Source organism: Streptomyces sp. AM8-1-1, assembly GCF_032229325.1.
In the GTDB taxonomy this organism is placed as follows: Bacteria; Actinomycetota; Actinomycetes; order Streptomycetales; family Streptomycetaceae; genus Streptomyces; species Streptomyces achmelvichensis.
Genome location: NZ_CP135086.1, coordinates 4,765,696 through 4,783,116, shown reverse-complemented (window position 1 = coordinate 4,783,116; position 17,421 = coordinate 4,765,696). Strand labels below are relative to the sequence as shown.

Sequence of the window (17,421 nt, the reverse complement as noted above, 5' to 3'; positions counted from 1 at the left end):
CGTCAGTCCTGCTGCGCCCATGTCACCCGGTGCGGCGCGATCACCTCGTCGAACCCCGTGTTCACCGCGAGCAGGCCGCCGTCCACCCGCAGGGTGATGCCGGTGATCCAGGCCGCGTCCCGCGAGGCCAGGAAGGCGACGGCCGCCGCGATGTCCTCCGGCTCACCGACGCGGCCGAGGGGGTAGACCCGGCCGAGTGCCTCGAGGCTCTCCTCGCGGCCCGCCCACGACGGCGTACGGACGGTCCCCGGGTTGACCTGGTTCACGCGCACGCCGCGAGGTGCCGCGTCGCCCGCCAGCGTGCGGGTGAGCGAGGCGAGGCCCGCCTTGGCCGCGCTGTAGGCGTGGTTGCCGAAGTCCTGTTCGGCGTTGACGGAGCCGATGTTGACGATCGCGCCGGCGCCGGAGGCCTCCAGATGCGGCAGGGCCGCGCGGGCGCAGCGGAAGGCCCCGGTGAGCGAGATGTCGAGGTCGCGTGCCCAGGTGTCGTCGGGCTAGTCCTCCAGCCTCGGGGTGTCGGGGGCGCAGGAGTAGGCGTTGTTGACCAGGACGTGCAGGGCGCCGAACCGTTCGACGGCGTGCGCCACGGCCGCCTCGACCTGGGCGCGGTCTGCGACGTCGCAGCCGAGGGAGCCGGCTCCGGGGATATCCTCGGCGGTCCGCGCCGCGGCCTCCGCGTCCAGGTCGGTGACCAGGACGCGGGCGCCTTCGGAGGCGAGCCGTCGTGCGATCGCCTCGCCGATCCCCCGCGCCGCGCCGGTGATCAGTACGCCCTGTCCCTCGAACCGCCCGGGTCCGCCGCTGCCGCTTCCGCTGCTCATAGCGCCGAACGTACCGCCCGGATCAGCGCCTGGGCACGGGGGTCCGCGGTGACGCCCTTGCGCATCCCGTTGGTCACATAGCCGAGCGCGATGCCCGACTCGGGGTCGGCGAAGCCGAGGGAGCCGCCGCGGCCGGGGTGGCCGAACGATCCCGGGCCGAGCATCGGGGCGGCCGGGCCGTGGAGCATGAAACCGAGGCCGTAGCGGGTGTTGACGATCAGGACGCGGTCGGGGCCGGCCGACTCCTCGGTGCGGGCGAGGGTGAGGGTGGCCGGGGCGAACAGCCGCGGGCCGCCGTCGACCGTGCCGATCGTGGCGGCGTAGAAGCGGGCGAGGGCGCGGGCGGTGGAGATGCCGCCGGAGGCCGGGAGTTCGGCGGCGCGGTAGACCGGGTCGTTCTCGTCGGGCAGGGGGTCGATGGCCCCGAACGCACGGCGGGTGAGGGAGTCGGGATTGTGGTAGGCCTCCACGACGGCCGGCTTGGGCCGCAGTTTGAGCCCGCCGCCGTCGGCCGTCTCCGGCTCGGGCACCGGCCCGATGCGGCCCACACGGTGGGCTTCGTCCTGCGGCAGTCCGATCCAGAAGTCGAGGCCGAGCGGGCGGGCGATCTCCTCGGCGACCCAGCGGCCGATGGTCCGGCCGGTGACCCGGCGGACGAGTTCCCCGATCAGCCAGCTGTAGGTCTGCGCGTGGTAGCCGTGAGCGGTTCCGGGGTCCCAGGCGGGGTGCTGCGCGGCCAGAGCGGCGGGCCCGCTGACACCGTCGCAGGCTTCCGCCGTGGTCAGCGGCCGGTCGAGCACGGGCACTCCGGCGCGGTGGGAGAGCAACTGCCGTACGACGACGCGGTCCTTGCCGGCCGCCTTGAACTCGGGCCAGTACGTGCCGACGGGGGCGTCCAGGTCGATCTGGCCGCGCTGGTGGAGCAGGAGGACGACGGCCGCCGCGACACCCTTGGTGGCGGAGCGGACGATCTGTGCGGTGTCCACGGCCCACGGTTCGGTGCCGTCCACGTCACGTGTGCCGGCCCAGAGGTCGACGACCTTCTTCCCGTCCCGGTAGACGGCGACGGCCGCGCCCCGGTCACCGCGCTGTTCGAAGTTGCGTAGGAAGGCGTCCTGGACCGGCTCGAAGCCTGCCGCCACCGTGCCCCGGACATCCACTGCTGCTGATCTCCCGCTCCCGCTCATCCCTCCATGGTGCATCGGACGCCACCGCTCGTGACTCGCGGGTCAGCTCGGAACGATCGAGAGGTCGATCCTGCCGCGGGTGGCGTGGGAGTACGGGCACCCCTGGTGGGCTGCGGAGACCGGTTCGTCGGCGAGCTCCTGGTCGAGCGGGGCATCGGGACGCCTACCTCGTTCACGCGCCCATGGTCACGGACTTCGGATCGAAGCCGAAGGGCAGTTCGAGGCGGTGTTTGCGCATCAGGGCGTCGTCGCCCAGGAGATCCTGCGTACGCCCGTCGGCGGCGATGACTCCCTCGCTGAGGATCACCGCCCGCGGACAGAGTTCCAGGGCGTACGGCAGATCGTGCGTGACCATCAGGACGGTGACGTCCAACGACCGGAGGATGTCGGCGAGTTCTCGCCTCGAGGCCGGGTCGAGGTTGGACGACGGTTCGTCCAGCACGAGGATCTCCGGCTCCATCGCGAGCACGGTGGCGACCGCGACCCGGCGGCGCTGGCCGAAGGAGAGATGGTGCGGGGGCCGGCCGGCGAACTCCGCCATGCCCACCTGCGTCAGCGCCGCCACGACGCGCGCTTCGAGCTCCGGGCCGCGCAGGCCCGAGGCCGCGGGTCCGAAGGCCACGTCCTCGCGGACCGTGGGCATGAACAGCTGATCGTCCGGGTCCTGGAAGACGATGCCGACGCGGCGGCGGATCTCCGCGAGATGCCGCTTGGCGACCGGGAGTCCGGCGACGGACACGGTCCCCGCGCCGCCGGCCAGGATGCCGTTGAGATGGAGGACGAGGGTGGTCTTGCCCGCGCCGTTGGGGCCGAGCAGGGCGACCCGCTCACCGCGCCCGACCGTCAGGTCGACGCCGAAGAGCGCCTGATGCCCGTCCGGATAGGCGTAGGCGAGCCCCTTCACTTCGAGGGACGGGGGCGTCGCGTCGGCCGGGGCGTTCGTCACCGGGTCGTGCGGGTCGTTCGGGTCGTTTGTCACAGCGTCCATCCCAGCAGACAGACCGCGAGCGCGGTCACGGGGAGGGCCGCCGCGTACGACCACTGCGTCCGGGACGCGGTGACCTCGTCGATCACGGGCATCGTCCCGGTGTATCCGCGGCTCACCATCGCCAGGTGCACCCTCTCGCCGCGCTCGTAGGAGCGGATGAACAGCGCGCCCGCGGATTTGGCGAGCACGCCCCAGTGCCGCATCCCTTTCGCCTCGAAGCCGCGCGAACGGCGGGCGATCGACATACGGCGCATCTCGTCCGCGATGACATCGCCGTAGCGGATCATGAAGGAGGCGATCTGGACCAGCAGGGGCGGCAGCCTGAGCCGCTGGAGCCCGAGCAGCAGCGAGCGCAGCTCGGTCGTCGAGGCGAGGATCACGGACGCGGCGACGCCGAGCGTGCCCTTGGCGAGGATGTTCCACGCGCCCCACAGGCCCGGGACGCTCAGCGAGAGGCCGAGGAAGGAGACCTGCTCGCCGGGCACGACGAAGGGCATCAGGAGCGCGAAGGCGACGAACGGGATCTCGATGAGCAGCCGGCGCAGCAGATACCCGGCGGGCACCCGGGCCACGGCCGCGACCGTGGCCAGCAGCACCGCGTACAGCCCGAAGGCCCACACCGCCTCGCGCGGTGTGGAGACCACGACCAGCACGAAGCAGAAGACGGCGACGAGCTTGCAGTGCGCCGGGAGCTCGTGCACGGGCGAGTGCCCGTGCCGGTAGAGCTTGTGGCTGTGGCCGGCGCCCATGTCAGACGGAGTCGGGGACGCGGGTGGCCTCGGACTCGGAGGCCCGGCGGCGGCGCACGACGACGTAGAAGATGCCGCTGCCCACCACGACGGTCGAGCCGACGCCGATGACGCCCGCGAGACCGCCGGAGATCCGGGCGTTCGAGACGTCGGCGACCCCGTAGTCGGCGAGCGGGGAGTCGGCGGCCGCGTGCTCCTCGACCTTCTTGTCGATGCCCTTGTCGGCGGCGACCTTCTCCAGGCCGTCGGGGCTGGCGGAGGCGTAGAAGGACACGAAGCCGGCGAGGACGACGGCGGTGGCGAGGCCGGCCAGCCAGACCGTGCGCGGCGACCGCGCGGCGACCGGCTCGGGGGCGACGGGCTGGGCGTCGACCAGCTCGCCGCCGACGCGGAGCTTCAGCGGGGTGGTCAGACCGCGGGCGCCGTGGACGAGGTCGGGCCGGACGGCGATCACGGCGCCGACGGTGAGCATGGTGATCACGGCCTCGCCGATGCCGATGAGGACATGGACGCCGACCATCGCGGTGAGGACCTTGCCGATCGGGACGTCGGTGGTCCCGCCGATCGCGTAGAGCAGGGTGAAGGCAGCGGCGGCGGCCGGTACGGAGACCAGCGCGGCGACGAAGGAGGCGACGGTGATCGAGCGGCGCTTGCGGGGCAGGACCGCCAGCAGTCCGCGGAACAGCCCGTAGGCGACGAGGACCGTGACGACGCCCATGACGGTGATGTTCACGCCGAGCGCGGTGAGGCCGCCGTCCGCGAAGAGCACTCCCTGCATCAGTAGAACGACGGCGATGCAGAGCACGCCGGTGTAAGGACCGACGAGGATCGCGGCGAGCGCGCCGCCCAGCAGATGTCCGCTGGTGCCGGCCGCGACGGGAAAGTTGAGCATCTGTACGGCAAAGATGAAGGCGGCGACGAGGCCCGCCAGCGGCGCGGTGCGCTCGGCGCCGATCAGTGCGACGGGGGATCCGCCCAGCTCACGGCGGGCGCCGCGGAGACTGACGGCGACCGCGCCGGCGGCGGCGACACCGGCGGCCACCGATACCGGGGCGTTGATGAATCCGTCGGGGACATGCATAGCGGGCTCCGCTCCGGACAGGTGAATAACTGTTCAATGATAGTGCCCTGTTGCGAACGACTTGCAAGAGCGGGTGGGTCACAACTGGTGATCGAGTCCCTCACCCGAGAAATATGGGACATTGGAGGGCATAGAGGATAAATCGTGAGGAGCGGCAGATGTCCACGGTCATCGAAGAACACGCATGGGCACGCATCGTCACGGACGCTCCTCAGCACAGGCCGGTCCGCGTCGCCCTCTGGTACGAACCGACGGATGCGCCGCAGTCCGTCCGCTTCACGTTCCCCGACGGACGTGAGTGGACCTTCCCCCGCGAGCTGCTGGAGAAGGGACTGCGCGTCCCCGTGCGCCGCGGCGATGTCGAGGTCTGGCCGTGCGGCCGGGTCCAGACGGTCGTGGAGTTCCACACCTCGGACGGCGTAGCGGTGGTGCAGTTCGACTCCAAGGCGCTGATGCGCTTCCTGCGGCACACGTACGCGGTGGCCGCACCCGCCCCCCAGGGGTGACGAGCACGACCACCGTGTCCCCGCGACGGCCCCCGTCCCCACGGGTCCGTCGCGCAACCGGGGGCGCGCACAGCCGCTCGCAGCGGCGCCCCCGGGCTCGTGCCGGAGTCAGACGCGCACCAGGTTGCGCTCCTCGTCCGGGTCTTCGGGGCTGACGCCGTCGTCCTTCGAAGTCAGCTGCTTGTGCAGCTTCTCGCCCTCGACGTCGACGTTCGGCAGCAGCCGGTCCAGCCAGCGCGGCAGCCACCAGGCCTTGTGGCCGAGCAGGGCGAGGACCGCCGGCACGACGGCCATCCGGACCACGAAGGCGTCGAAGAACACCGCGATCGCGAGGCCGAAGCCGATCATCTTGATCATCTGCTCGCTGGACCCGATGAATCCGGAGAAGACGGCGATCATGATCACCGCGGCGGCACTGACGACGCGGGCACCGTGCTGGAAGCCGGTGACGATCGCCGCACCCGGCCGCTCCCCGTGGACGTACGCCTCCCGCATGCGGGTGACGAGGAAGACCTCGTAGTCCATCGCCAGGCCGAAGACGACACCCACCATGAAGATCGGCATCATCGACATGATCGGCCCGGTCTGCTCGACCCCGAACAGCGATCCCAGCCAGCCCCACTGGAAGACGGCGACGACCGCGCCCAGTGCGGCGACGACGGAGAGCAGGAAGCCGAGGGCCGCCTTCAGCGGTACGAGCAGCGACCTGAAGACCACCATCAGCAGCAGGAACGCGAGTCCGACGACCAGGGCGAGGTAGGGCAGCAGGGCGTCGTTCATGCGCTGCGAGAAGTCGATGTTCATCGCGGTGGCACCACTGACGAGCACGTCGTCGCCGCTGGAGTCACGGATGGAGTGGACCAGGTCCTCGGTGGCGACCGAGGACGGACGGTCCTTCGGGATGACCGTGATCATCGCGGTGTCGCCGGCCTTGTTGAGCGTCGCGGGGGTGACCGCCGCGGCGCCTTCCAGGCCCTTGATCGCCTCGACCGTGCGGTCCGCGGCGCTCTTGTCGCCGTCGACGACCACCAGCAGCGGCCCGTTGAAACCGGGGCCGAAGCCGTCGGACAGCATGTCGTAGGCCTTGCGCTGCGTGGTGCTGACCGGCTGCGAGCCGTCGTCGGGCAGTCCCATCTCCAGCGACGCCGCCGGGATGGCGATGGCGCCGAGGCCCACCACACCGGCGAGCAGCACCATGACCGGCCGGCGCAGCACGAAGCGGGACCAGCGGGTGCCCATGTTCGGCTTGTCGGTGACCGGCTTGCCCTTGCGGACCTTGCGGCCGAGCACCCGCTTGCCGGCGAAGCCGAGCAGGGCGGGGATGAGGGTGAGCGCGATGAGAACGGCGATCACGACGGTGCCCGCCGCGGCGAAGCCCATCTTGCTGAGCATCGGAATGTTGACGACGGCGAGGCCGACGAGGGCGATGACCACGGTCAGGCCCGCGAAGACGACGGCGGAGCCTGCGGTGCCGACGGCCCGGCCGGCCGCGTCCTCCTGCTCACGCCCCTCGGCGAGTTCGGCCCGGTAGCGCGAGACGATGAAGAGGGCGTAGTCGATGCCGACCGCGAGGCCGATCATCATCGCCAGCGTGGAGGTGGTGGACCCGAGGTCGAGGACGTTCGCCAGTGCCGTGATCGTGGAGATGCCGATGCCGACACCGATGATCGCGGTGAGCAGCGGCAGCCCGGCCGCGACGAGCGAGCCGAAGGTGATGACCAGGACGACCGCGGCGATCGCGACACCGATGATCTCGCCCGCTCCGGTCTCCGGGACGGTCTGCAGCGCGTCGCCGCCGATCTCGACGGTCAGTCCGGTGCCCTGCGCCTGGTGGCCCGTCTTCTCCAGCGCCTCCCGGGTCTCGTCGGTCAGCTCCATGCCGTTGACCTTGTAGGTGACCGCGACGTAGGCCGTCGAACCGTCCTTGGAGACCGCGTTCGCGGTGTACGGGTCGGTGACGGAGGCGATCTGGTCGGAGCCGGCCTTGAGGTCGGCGACCGCCTTGTTCACCTCGGCCTTGTTGTCCGCCTGGGTCATCTTCTCGCCGCTCGGGGCCTTGAAGACGACACGTGCGGTCGCACCGTCGGGGCTGGCCCCGGGGAACCGTTCTTCCAGCAGGTCGAAGGCCTTCTGCGCCTCGGTGCCGGGTATCGAGAAGGACGACGAGGTGGCGGTGGACGCGGAGGCCGCACCGACCCCGGCGAGCGCGAGCAGAGCGACCCACAGCAGCAGGACGAGTTTGCGGCGCCGGAAGGCGGACCGCCCGAGTTTGTAGAGGAACGTGGCCACGAGGGCGTACTCCCGTGTGTGAGGTGAACAGGGCATGGGGAGCCGGCCCGACGACGAGAGCGGCGCGCGTCAGGTGGTGCGGGTCGTGCTGCGGGGAGAGGTGACGTGGGGAACGTCGGTCGCCGTGGGGCGGCGACGGGGCATCAGACTCCGAGGGCCGGCAGGACCACGGCATCGATGTATCGGTTGAGAAAGTCCCGGTCGGGGAGCCGGTCCTCGATCATCTGCCGGGCGACGAACGCGCCGACCAGCATGTGCGGCACGAAGTCCAGCGCGGGGCTGTCCGCACTGACCTCCCCGCGCTCCACCGCCCGCCGCAGCAGTGTGTCCAGCCCGGTGATCTCGGGCTCGATCAGCAGCTCCCGCAGGGCCTCATGGAGGTCGGGATTGCCGTGGATGGCCTGGGCGAGACCCCGCATCAGCGCGGAGTCCCTCTCCATCTGGCAGTCGTCGGTCTGGTCCAGCATCGCGTGGAAGTCACCACGCAGGCTGCCGGTATCGATGTCGCCGACGTTCACCGGCTTGCTGTGCCGCAGGGCGGTGGCCACCAGCTCGGGCTTCCCGCGCCACTGACGGTAGAGGGTCGCTTTGCTCGATCGGGTCCGGGTGGCCACGGCGTCCATGGTCAGGGCGTCGTATCCGACTTCGCGCAACAGGTCCAGTACGGCCTCGTACAGCTCTGCCTCGCGCTCGGGGGTGAGCCGACTGCGTGTGGTCATGATCGGCCTCCCTCCATCCGAACGAAACGGTTTCGTACACCTCGAAGGTACCCCACCCCTCAGCGAAACGACAACGTTTCGCTTGTGTCGTGGATCACGGACCGGTTCCGGCCACACCGGATCCGGCCGGATTCACCCTGCCCCACGAGTTGCCGCGCCCCCTGCACACGGAAAGCATTGGAAGGTGAGCGACGACGTGGCGTACCTCCGTTTCCCGCATCTGCACGACGACTTGCTGTGCTTCGCCGCCGAGGACGATCTGTGGATCGCCCCTCTGGTGCCGCAGGGGCACCGGCCGGGACGGGCCTGGCGGCTCACCGTCGACCGGACCCGGGTCGGCCATCCCCGCTTCTCCCCCGACGGCCGGCACATCGCCTACACGACCTGGCGCAGCCTCGATCCCGAGATCCATCTCGCGCCCGTCGAGGGCGGACCGGCCCGCAGACTCAGCTACTGGGGCTCCACCGACACCCGGGTGTGCGGCTGGACCCCGGACGGCCAGATCCTCGCCGTCTCCTCGCACGCCCAGCCCTTCTCGTACTTCTCCTGGGCCTACAACGTCCCGACCGACGGAGCTCCCGGCGCGAAGCTGCCGTGGGGGCCCGTCGCGCACATCGCCGTGACCGACGTGGAGGCGGAGCGGCGCACCCTGCTGCTCACCGGCAAGCCGCCGCACGAGCCGGCGGCGTGGAAGCGCTACCGCGGTGGCGCCACCGGCCGGCTGTGGCTGCACGGCCGGCGACTCCTCGCCGACCTGGACGGGCATCTGGACTGCCCGATGTTCGTCTCCGGGCGGATCGCGTTCCTCTCCGACCACGAGGGCATCGGCAATCTCTACTCCTGCCTTCCCGACGGGAGCGATCTGCGGCGCCACACGGACCACGACGCGTTCTACGCCCGGCACGCCTCCAGCGACGGCCACCGGGTCGTGTACCAGTGCGCCGGGGACCTGTGGATCGTCGACGACCTCAGCCCGGAGGGGATGCCCCGCAAGCTGGACGTGCGGCTCGGCGGACCGCGCGCAGGACGCCGCCCCTACCAGGTACCGGCCTCCAGCCACGTCGACTCGATCTCGGTCGACACGACGGGCCGCGCCAGCGCCGTCACCGTCCGCGGCAGTCTGTACTGGCTCACCCACCGGGACGGGCCGGCCCGGACGATCGCCGACACCCCGGGCGTACGCGTGCGGCTGCCCGAGATGCTCGGCACCGGCGGCCAGGTCGCCTACGTCACCGACGCGGAGGGCGACGACGCCGTCGAGATCGCCTACCTCCCGCGGGCGAGCGGCGAGCGCGAGCCGCGGCGGCTGGCGTCCGGCCGGCTCGGCCGGGTGCTGGAGATGGTGTCGGACCCGGACGGGGAGCGGCTCGCCGTCGCCGCGCACGACGGCCGGCTGCTGCTGCTCGACGCGGCGGAGGACTCCGCCGGCGAGACCACCGAGCTGATCCGGTCCCTCAACGGGCCGGTGCGCGATCTGGCCTTCTCCCCCGACGGGACGTGGCTGACCTGGTCGCACCCGGGCATCGGCCGTTCCCTGCGCCAGATCAAGATGGCCCGGATCGCGGACCGCACGATCGTCGATGTCACCAACGGCCGTTTCGAGGACGAGAATCCGGTCTTCACCAGCGACGGCCGCTATCTCGCGTTCCTGTCCTGGCGCGGCTTCGACCCGGTGTACGACGTGCACACCGGCGACCTGTCCTTCCCGCTGGGCTGCCGGCCCTACCTCGTACCGCTGTCCTCGGCCACGCCCTCGCCCTTCGCGCTGTCCCCGGACGGACGGCCGGCGGCCGGCGGCCTCGACCCCATCGACGAGTCCCTGCTGCCGACCGAGGAGGGAGCCGGTTCCAGCACGGTCATGGTGGAGATCGAGGGTCTGGAGAGCCGGGTGACGCCGTTCCCGGTCTCGGCCTCCAAGTACTCGGCGCTGTACCCGGTCAGCGGCGGCGGGCTCGTCTGGCTGCGCTGGCCGATCTCCGGAGCCCTGGGCGAGACCTTCGTGAATCCCGCCGACACCTCCGGGCGCCCCACGCTGGAGCACTTCGACATCGCCAAGGCCCGCAAGGCCGAACTGGTCGGCCACCTCGACTGGTTCGCGGTCAGCGGTGACGGCAGCAGACTGGTGGTCGTCGACGACGGCGATCTGCGGGCGGTGCCCGCCACCGAGTCGGGCGACAGCGACTCGACGGTCTACCTCGATCTGCGCCGGATCCTGCACGACGTGGACCCGGCGTCCGAATGGCGCCAGGCGTACGCCGAGGCCGGCCGGCTCATCCGCGCCTACTTCTGGGAACCGGGGATGTGCGGGATCGACTGGGACGCGGTGCTCGACCAGTACCGCCCGCTGGTCGAACGGGTCGCCTCACCCGACGAGTTCGCCGACCTGCTGCGTGAGGTGCTGGGCGAGCTGGGCACTTCGCACGCGTACGTCACCCCCGCGCGCCGCAACGAAGGTCCGCCGCACTACCAGCGGGCGATGGGCCTGCTGGGCACGGACCTGGTCTGCCGCGACGGGCAGTGGATGGTCAAGCGGATCCTGCCCGGCGACTCGTCCGACTCCAAGGCCCGTTCCCCGCTCGCCGGTACGGGCGTCCACCCGGGCGAGATCCTCACGCATGTGGACGGCCGGCCGGTGGACCCGGTCACCGGGCCTTTCCCCATGCTGGCGGCCGCGGGCGGGACGACGGTGGAGCTGACGTTCTGCCCGGCCGAGAACGAGGAGCGCTCGCGCCGGGTGGCGATCGTGCCGCTGATCGACGAACGCCCGCTGCGGTACCAGTACTGGGTGGCCAAACGCCGCGAAGTCGTACGGGAGTTGAGCGGCGACAAGTGCGGTTACCTCCACATCCCCGACATGGGTGGCTCCGGCTGGGCGCAGTTCAACCGCGATCTGCGGCTGGAGGTCTCCCGGCCGGCGCTGATCGTCGACGTCCGCGGCAACGCGGGTGGACACATCAGCGAGCTGGTGGTGGAGACACTGACCCGGAAGATCATCGGCTGGGACCTGACGCGGGACGCGCAGCCGGTCTCGTACGCCTCCAACGCGCCGCGCGGCCCGGTGGTCGCGCTGGCCGACGAGGCGACGTCCTCGGACGGCGACATGATCACGGCGGCGTTCAAACTGCTCAACCTCGGCCCCGTGGTGGGCAGTCGCACCTGGGGCGGGGTGGTCGGCATGACCGGCCGCCATCGGCTGGGAGACGGCACGGTGATCACGGTGCCGATGAACGCGGCCTGGTTCGACGCCTACGGCTGGTCGGTCGAGAACCACGGCGTGGAACCGGACCTGGACGCGCTGCGCTCGCCGCTCGACTGGGCGGAAGGCCGCCATGTCCAGCTGGACGACGCGGTACAGCTCGCCCTGGAGATGCTGACCCGGCAGCCGGCGGCGGAGCCTCCCGGCTATGACACCGCGCCGGACCTCCGCCGCCCCAAGCTCCCGCCGCGCTGAGGCAGTTGGACGCCGGGGCGCCGGTGAGGGCCGGCGCCGCAGGCAAGAGGCGCATCCGCTCGCGCGGATGCGCCTCTTCAGTCACACGCAGCGTCAGGCGTTGCGGTCCTGACCGAACTGCTCACGCATGGGCTCTTCGCGGGGCGTCCGCTCACGCATCGGCTCCTCACGGGAGGTCCGCTCGCGCGGCTCCTCGTGGCCCTGCGGCCGACGACGCTCCTGCGGCTGCTGCTGACCCTGCGGGCGCCGGCGCTCCTGACCCTGCTGACCGCGCTGGGACGTCTCGCCCTTCGCGCCGGCCGGGGCCTGCTTGGCCTGGTTCTTGAGCTCCTGCGCCTTGTCCTTGAACTGGTCCTGAATGCCCATGCTTGTTCACTCCTAGAGGGGTGTGAGGGAGAGCGGGGACTGGTGTGCCCCCTGGGCCTCGACCAGCGTGGCACGCACGGACACGCTGCGCATTTCGATCAACTACGCTGCGTACGCGCCGCCTCGTCGGCCGCCCCTCCGGCACCCACAAGGCCCTTGGCAACACTGGCCAGACGCGGTTCGAAGCGCTTCATCTCGCGCTGTCCCACGACCCCGATCACGGGCGGGAGATACCCGCGCAGCGACTGCATCCCGCGCAGCCACCACTGTCCGTAGACATGCGCCGAGCGCCGTTCGATCCCGGCCACGATGCGGTCGACCGCGGGGCCGAGCGGATATGTGCGGTTGGAGGGCCACGGCAGCCGCTGCCGCAGTTCGCGCATCACGTCGTCCTGGTCCGCACCGCGTACGAGGTCGGTGTCCGTCCAGGACAGATAGGCGACGCCGACCCGCACCCCGCGGTAGCCGACCTCGGCCCGCAGGCTGTGCGCGAAGGCCTCCACGCCGGACTTCGACGCGCAGTACGCCGTCATCATCGGCGCGGGTGTGATGGCGGCCAGCGAAGCAATCTGGAGGAGATAGCCCCGGCTCTCCACGAGGACGGGCAGAAATGCCCGCGCGGTGACGGCACTTCCGATCAGATTGACCTCGATGACCCGGCGCCAGGCGACGGGGTCGGAGTCCATGAACGGCCCGCCCGCGGCGACCCCGGCATTGGCGACCACGATGTCGACCTTGCCGAAGCGCTCCTTGACCTCCTGCGCGACCCGCGCCATCGCCTCGTGGTCGGTGACATCCGCGTACCAGTGGTCGCTCTCGCTGTGGAGACGTGCCGAGACCTTCTTCAACTCGTCGGGCTCCAGGCCCACCAGGGCGACCTTCGCACCGCGCGCCGACAGCTTGCGGGCCAGCAGCTCGCCCACGCCGCGGGCGGCGCCGGTGACGACGGCGACCTGTCCCTCCAGGCTCGTCCTGCTCATGCGGCCTCCTCCTTCACGCTCTTGATGTCCCCGTGGGTCACGCTCTCGGCGTCCCCGGAGGAGTCGGTGACCCCATGGGCACCGGCCAGCTCGCGGATCTTCGCGGTGACGGCCGCCGGGGCCTCCACCGGTGTCATGTGGCCCGTGCCGTCGAGCTCCACCAGCTCACGGCAGTCGGGCAGGTTGGCGGCGATCCGCCGGGCGTGCACCATCGGCGTGAGCCGGTCGGCGGTGCCCGCCAGCACCACGGTGGGGACGTTCAACTGCCGTACGCCGTCGTCGAGATCGAGACCGGCCAGCACCTGCGACCAAGCCACCCGGGCCGCCCGCGCACAGGCGTGGACGATCCTGGCGCACTCCTTCACCTGCCCGGGCGTGGCATCGGGCCCCATGGTCCCGTACTTGAGGAGCCGCCGGGACAGGGGCGTGACCGGCCCGAGCGGGGCGCGTGCCCCGAGCACCATGCCGGTGAGCCGGGTCCGCAGCGGACCGCGGCGCATCGGCAGCACCAGCGACTCCTCGACCAGCCGGGAACTGCCCGTGCTGCACAGCAGGACCGCGGCGGCGTGCTCCGCGAAGGCGGCCCGTCCCGCCGCCGCCATCAGGGTCATCCCGCCCATCGAGTGCCCGACGAGGACAGCTTTCTCACCGGGAGCCAGCGCGGCCGCGAGCACCGCCTCCAGATCGTCGGCGAGCACGTCCGTGCTCACGGCGGCGGCAGCGGTGCGGCCGTGGCCGCGCTGGTCGTAGACGACGACCCGGAAGTCACCTGCCAGGTCCTGGATCTGCGCGGACCAGAACTCGGTCGAACAGGTCCAGCCGTGGGCGAGGACGACGGCGGGCGCGCCGTCGGGGCCGTACACCTCGGCGTGGATGCGCGATCCGTCGGCCGAGACGGCGGTCAGTATGCGGTTCTCGGTCGGTGTACGGCTCATCGCACGGCCTCCGGCTGCTCGGTCGCGATGTCATCGGCGGACCCGGCGGACCCGGCGGACCCGGACGCGCCGGTCGCCGCGGCTTCACCGGCGGGTGCCGGCGCACCGGCCGGCACGGGCGCCCGCAGGATCTCGTACTCCGCGAGGTCCACCTCCCGCGTCGCCCGGCGGAACTCACCTGTCGTCCCGGGCCAGATGGTGGTGTTGCGCCCGCTCGCGTCGAGGTACCAGCTGGTGCAGCCGCCGGTGTTCCACACGGTGCGCTTCATCCGGTCCTGCACCCGGCGGTTCCAGGCGCCGACCGCGGACACCCTCGGGGTGAGCGCCTTGCGCCCGCCGAGGATGTTCAACTGCCGCAGATAGTCGGCCATGTAGGAGAGCTGGGACTCGATCATCAGAATCATCGAGGAGTTCCCGAGGCCCGTGTTGGGGCCGATGATCGTCATCCAGTTGGGGAAGCCGGCGGCGGTGGCGCCGCGCAGCGACTGCATGCCGTCCTTCCACGCCTCCGCGAGGGTGATGCCGTCCGCCCCGACGACCCGGTCGGCGATCGGCAGGTCGGTGACATGGAATCCGGTACCGAAGATGATCACGTCGGCCTCGGTCTCGGTACCGTCGGCCGCCACCAGCGTGGAGCCGCGCACCTCCGCGAGCCCGGACGCCACGACGTCCACATTGGGGCGGGCCAGGGCCGGGTAGTACGTGCTCGACAGCAGGATCCGCTTGCAGCCGATGCGGTACGACGGGGTCAGCCTCGCCCGCAGCTCCGGGTCCTTGATGGACTTGGCGATGTTCGCCTTGGCCAGGGACTCGACGAGCCCGAGTTCGTTCGGCCGCTTGGTGAACGCCTGGACCTGCAACTCCCGGATGCCCCACAGCAGTCCGCGCCGCGCTGCCCCGGTGAACGGCAGCTGCCGGTGCAGCCAGCGCTCGGCCCCGGTGATCTTCCGGTCCACACGCGGCATCACCCACGGCGGGGTCCGCTGGAAGAGCGTCAGCTTCCCGGCCTCCGGCTGGATGGCGGGGACGATCTGGATGGCGGACGCTCCGGTCCCGATCATCGCCACGCGCTTGCCGCGCAGGTCGTAGTCGTGGTCCCAGCGGGCGGAGTGGAAGACCTGGCCGGGGAAGCCGGCGAGCCCCGGGATGTCGGGGACCTTCGGGTCGGACAGCGGCCCGGTCGCGGAGACGACGACGTCCGCCGTGAACGTGCCCTGGGACGTCTCGATCGTCCAGTGCAGCTTCTCGTTGTCCCAGGTCATCATCCGCACTTCGTGGCCGAGGCGGAGGTGGGGACGCAGATGGAAGGTGTCCGCGACGTGTTCGAGGTAGGCGCGGATGTGCTCCTGACCGGAGAAGGTGCGCGGCCAGTCGGGGTTGGGCGCGAAGGAGAACGAGTACAGATGCGAGGGCACGTCACAGGCGCAGCCCGGATAGCTGTTGTCCCGCCAGGTCCCGCCGACGGAGTCCGCCCGCTCCAGGACGACGAAGTCGGTGATCCCCTCGCGGCGCAGCCGGACCGCGGCCCCCAGGCCGCCGAACCCGGACCCGATCACCGCCACCCGCACATGTTCGTGCGCTGCCTGCTTCCCCTGGCCCATGCCGCCGCCTCTCGCTGAACGTCACAACCCGATCCGAAAACCATGCCAGCAATCACTGGCACAGTTGGGAGAGTAGAGCAGCGGCATACCGAGCGGTAGGGGTACGGCGCGACAAGTTACCGGCGGTACAACATAGGCTTCCCCCGTGGCTGAAGTACGCGAGTACCGCATGGAGGAGCTGGCCTCGAAGGCCGGCATCACGGTGCGCACCCTGCGCTTCTACCGCGAGCGCGGGCTGATCCAGCCGCCTCGCCGGGAGGGCCGTATCGCCTGGTACGACGAACACCACCTGGCCAGACTGCGCACGATCGCCGCGCTCCTGGAGCGCGGGCACACCCTGAACGGGATAGCCGACCTCGCCACCGCCTTCGAGAGCGGACGGGACGTCGGGGAGGTGCTCGGCCTCGGCGAACCCACCGAGGAGACACCGGTGCGGCTGAGTCCCGAGGAACTCGCCGACTACTTCGAGGGCGAGGTCACCCCGGAGAACCTCGCGGCGGCCCTGGACCTCGGCTATCTCGCCACGGACGGCGACGAGATCGTCCACATCAGCCGCCGCCTGCTCGACGTGTCGGCGGCGCTCGTACGGGAGGGCGTTCCGCTGGCGGCGGTGCTGGACGCGGGCCGCCGCGTGCGGACGCACGCCGAGGCGCTGGCGGACCTGTTCGTCGAGGTCCTCAGCGCGCACACGGCCGCGTCGGACGTGGAGAAACTGCGGCCGCTGGCCAAGAGCGTGGTGGAAGCGGAACTGTCGATGGCGCTGGACCGGCGACTGCGGGAGAACACGGGTCCGGCGGCGGACTGAGGCGAGGCGACGACGACCGGCCGCGCCGAGCACTAGAGCCGAGCCGGGCCGAGCCGGGCCGGGCCGCCTGATCGCTCGGCCCCGATCCACCCGCCCGGCCGACCGCACGCCGAGGGCCCCGCCCCTCGCTACCCGAGCGCCGACTCGTACGCCACACTCACCGGCGCGTGGTCGCTCCACCGCTCCCCGTGCGACGACGCCCGCTCCACCCACGCCTTCACCGCACGCCCCGCCAGCCCCGGCGTCGCCACCTGGTAGTCGATGCGCCAGCCGGAGTCGTTGTCGAACGCCCGCCCGCGGTAGGACCACCAGGTGTACGGCCCCTCCTGGTCGGGGTGCAGCGCCCGCATCACGTCCACGTACTCCACCTCGTCGAAGACGCGGGACATCCAGGCCCGCTCCTCGGGCAGGAAGCCGGAGTTCTTGCGGTTGCCGCGCCAGTTCTTGAGGTCGGCCTCGCGGTGCGCGATGTTCCAGTCGCCGCACACGACGACCTCGCGCCCGTCGGCCGCGGCCCGTTCCTTCAGTCCGGCCAGATACGGCAGGAATTCGTCCATGAAGCGGGTCTTCTCGTCCTGCTTCGCCGTCCCCACCTCGCCGGACGGCAGATAGAGGCTGGCGACCGTGACACCGGGCAGATCGGCCTCGACGTAGCGCCCGCTGCCGTCGAACTCCTGCGACCCGAATCCGGTCCGCACCCGGTCCGGCTCCCGGCGCGTGTAGAGGGAGACTCCGGCGCGGCCCTTCGCGGCGGCGGGGGCGTGCACCGTGTACCAGCCGTCCGGCTGCCGCACCTCTTCCGGGAGCTGCTCCGGCTCGGCCCGCACCTCCTGGAGACAGATCACGTCGGCGGCGGTGCCGGCCAGCCACTCCACGAAGCCTTTCCTGGCGGCGGCGCGGAGCCCATTCACATTCACGGAGGTCACGGTGAGCATCCGGGCAC

Annotated in this window: 14 protein-coding genes and 1 pseudogene; 3 read left to right on the top strand and 12 right to left on the bottom strand. The window is 71.3% G+C overall.

The window, feature by feature from the left end:
• Positions 1 to 2 precede the first annotated feature (2 nt).
• The 5 genes and pseudogenes from RPQ07_RS21630 to RPQ07_RS21610 form a co-directional block, all read right to left on the bottom strand.
• Positions 3 to 821: pseudogene (locus tag RPQ07_RS21630) on the bottom strand (SDR family NAD(P)-dependent oxidoreductase).
• Positions 818 to 1,981: a serine hydrolase domain-containing protein gene (locus tag RPQ07_RS21625; protein ID WP_313948972.1), complete on the bottom strand. Its 1,164-nt coding sequence runs from the start codon at positions 1,979 to 1,981 to the stop codon at positions 818 to 820. Before RPQ07_RS21625 ends, RPQ07_RS21630 begins: the two are co-directional and overlap by 4 nt.
• Before the next feature lie 199 nt (positions 1,982 to 2,180).
• Positions 2,181 to 2,996 carry an ABC transporter ATP-binding protein gene (locus RPQ07_RS21620; protein WP_313945825.1) on the bottom strand — a complete coding sequence of 272 codons (816 nt, stop codon included), beginning with the start codon at positions 2,994 to 2,996 and terminating at the stop codon, positions 2,181 to 2,183.
• Positions 2,984 to 3,745: a cobalt ECF transporter T component CbiQ gene (gene cbiQ, locus RPQ07_RS21615; protein WP_313945824.1), complete on the bottom strand. Its 762-nt coding sequence runs from the start codon at positions 3,743 to 3,745 to the stop codon at positions 2,984 to 2,986. Before cbiQ ends, RPQ07_RS21620 begins: the two co-directional genes overlap by 13 nt.
• A 1-nt stretch (position 3,746) precedes the next feature.
• Positions 3,747 to 4,826 (bottom strand): energy-coupling factor ABC transporter permease, encoded by a 1,080-nt coding sequence (locus RPQ07_RS21610; RefSeq protein ID WP_313945823.1) that lies wholly within the window; start codon positions 4,824 to 4,826, stop codon positions 3,747 to 3,749.
• Between the two features lie 158 nt (positions 4,827 to 4,984).
• Between RPQ07_RS21610 and RPQ07_RS21605 the strand changes: the two genes are divergently transcribed.
• On the top strand, positions 4,985 to 5,332 hold the full coding sequence (locus RPQ07_RS21605) for an SsgA family sporulation/cell division regulator (protein WP_313945822.1): 348 nt from the start codon (positions 4,985 to 4,987) through the stop codon (positions 5,330 to 5,332).
• 108 nt (positions 5,333 to 5,440) lie between these two features.
• Here RPQ07_RS21605 and RPQ07_RS21600 read toward each other — a convergent pair whose 3' ends face one another.
• Positions 5,441 to 7,621, bottom strand: a complete 2,181-nt coding sequence (locus RPQ07_RS21600) for an MMPL family transporter (RefSeq protein WP_313945821.1) — start codon at positions 7,619 to 7,621, stop codon at positions 5,441 to 5,443.
• Positions 7,622 to 7,764: 143 nt separating this feature from the next.
• Positions 7,765 to 8,340 carry a TetR/AcrR family transcriptional regulator gene (locus RPQ07_RS21595; RefSeq protein ID WP_313945820.1) on the bottom strand — a complete coding sequence of 192 codons (576 nt, stop codon included), beginning with the start codon at positions 8,338 to 8,340 and terminating at the stop codon, positions 7,765 to 7,767.
• A 184-nt stretch (positions 8,341 to 8,524) separates the two neighbouring features.
• Here RPQ07_RS21595 and RPQ07_RS21590 point away from each other — a divergent pair, with 184 nt between their 5' ends.
• Positions 8,525 to 11,791 carry a S41 family peptidase gene (locus tag RPQ07_RS21590; RefSeq protein WP_313945819.1) on the top strand — a complete coding sequence of 1,089 codons (3,267 nt, stop codon included), beginning with the start codon at positions 8,525 to 8,527 and terminating at the stop codon, positions 11,789 to 11,791.
• Between the two features lie 93 nt (positions 11,792 to 11,884).
• Here RPQ07_RS21590 and RPQ07_RS21585 read toward each other — a convergent pair whose 3' ends face one another.
• From RPQ07_RS21585 to RPQ07_RS21570, 4 genes are all read right to left on the bottom strand, one after another.
• Positions 11,885 to 12,157, bottom strand: coding sequence for a hypothetical protein (locus tag RPQ07_RS21585; RefSeq protein WP_313945818.1), 273 nt, complete (start codon positions 12,155 to 12,157; stop codon positions 11,885 to 11,887).
• A gap of 98 nt (positions 12,158 to 12,255) precedes the next feature.
• On the bottom strand, positions 12,256 to 13,137 hold the full coding sequence (locus tag RPQ07_RS21580; protein WP_313945817.1) for an SDR family oxidoreductase: 882 nt from the start codon (positions 13,135 to 13,137) through the stop codon (positions 12,256 to 12,258).
• A complete protein-coding gene (locus RPQ07_RS21575) occupies positions 13,134 to 14,072 on the bottom strand; it encodes an alpha/beta hydrolase (protein ID WP_313945816.1) in 939 nt (312 codons plus the stop codon). Before RPQ07_RS21575 ends, RPQ07_RS21580 begins: the two co-directional genes overlap by 4 nt.
• Entirely contained in the window at positions 14,069 to 15,673 is a 1,605-nt protein-coding gene (locus RPQ07_RS21570) for an NAD(P)/FAD-dependent oxidoreductase (protein ID WP_313945815.1), read from the bottom strand. Before RPQ07_RS21570 ends, RPQ07_RS21575 begins: the two co-directional genes overlap by 4 nt.
• A gap of 169 nt (positions 15,674 to 15,842) precedes the next feature.
• On the opposite strand from RPQ07_RS21570, the gene RPQ07_RS21565 reads away from it, so the two are divergent.
• Positions 15,843 to 16,478, top strand: coding sequence for a MerR family transcriptional regulator (locus tag RPQ07_RS21565; protein ID WP_313948971.1), 636 nt, complete (start codon positions 15,843 to 15,845; stop codon positions 16,476 to 16,478).
• Between the two features lie 128 nt (positions 16,479 to 16,606).
• Here RPQ07_RS21565 and RPQ07_RS21560 read toward each other — a convergent pair whose 3' ends face one another.
• Positions 16,607 to 17,413: an exodeoxyribonuclease III gene (locus RPQ07_RS21560; RefSeq protein ID WP_313945814.1), complete on the bottom strand. Its 807-nt coding sequence runs from the start codon at positions 17,411 to 17,413 to the stop codon at positions 16,607 to 16,609.
• Between the last annotated feature and the right edge of the window lie 8 nt (positions 17,414 to 17,421).

Coding starts and splice junctions, on each gene's coding strand:
- RPQ07_RS21595 (WP_313945820.1), bottom strand. CDS start 8,340: ATGACCACACGCAGTCGGCTCACCCCCGAGCGCGAGGCAGAGCTGTAC.
- RPQ07_RS21570 (WP_313945815.1), bottom strand. CDS start 15,673: ATGGGCCAGGGGAAGCAGGCAGCGCACGAACATGTGCGGGTGGCGGTG.
- RPQ07_RS21575 (WP_313945816.1), bottom strand. CDS start 14,072: ATGAGCCGTACACCGACCGAGAACCGCATACTGACCGCCGTCTCGGCC.
- RPQ07_RS21585 (WP_313945818.1), bottom strand. CDS start 12,157: ATGGGCATTCAGGACCAGTTCAAGGACAAGGCGCAGGAGCTCAAGAAC.
- RPQ07_RS21565 (WP_313948971.1), top strand. CDS start 15,843: ATGGAGGAGCTGGCCTCGAAGGCCGGCATCACGGTGCGCACCCTGCGC.
- RPQ07_RS21560 (WP_313945814.1), bottom strand. CDS start 17,413: ATGCTCACCGTGACCTCCGTGAATGTGAATGGGCTCCGCGCCGCCGCC.
- RPQ07_RS21605 (WP_313945822.1), top strand. CDS start 4,985: ATGTCCACGGTCATCGAAGAACACGCATGGGCACGCATCGTCACGGAC.
- RPQ07_RS21620 (WP_313945825.1), bottom strand. CDS start 2,996: ATGGACGCTGTGACAAACGACCCGAACGACCCGCACGACCCGGTGACG.
- RPQ07_RS21610 (WP_313945823.1), bottom strand. CDS start 4,826: ATGCATGTCCCCGACGGATTCATCAACGCCCCGGTATCGGTGGCCGCC.
- cbiQ (WP_313945824.1), bottom strand. CDS start 3,745: ATGGGCGCCGGCCACAGCCACAAGCTCTACCGGCACGGGCACTCGCCC.
- RPQ07_RS21580 (WP_313945817.1), bottom strand. CDS start 13,137: ATGAGCAGGACGAGCCTGGAGGGACAGGTCGCCGTCGTCACCGGCGCC.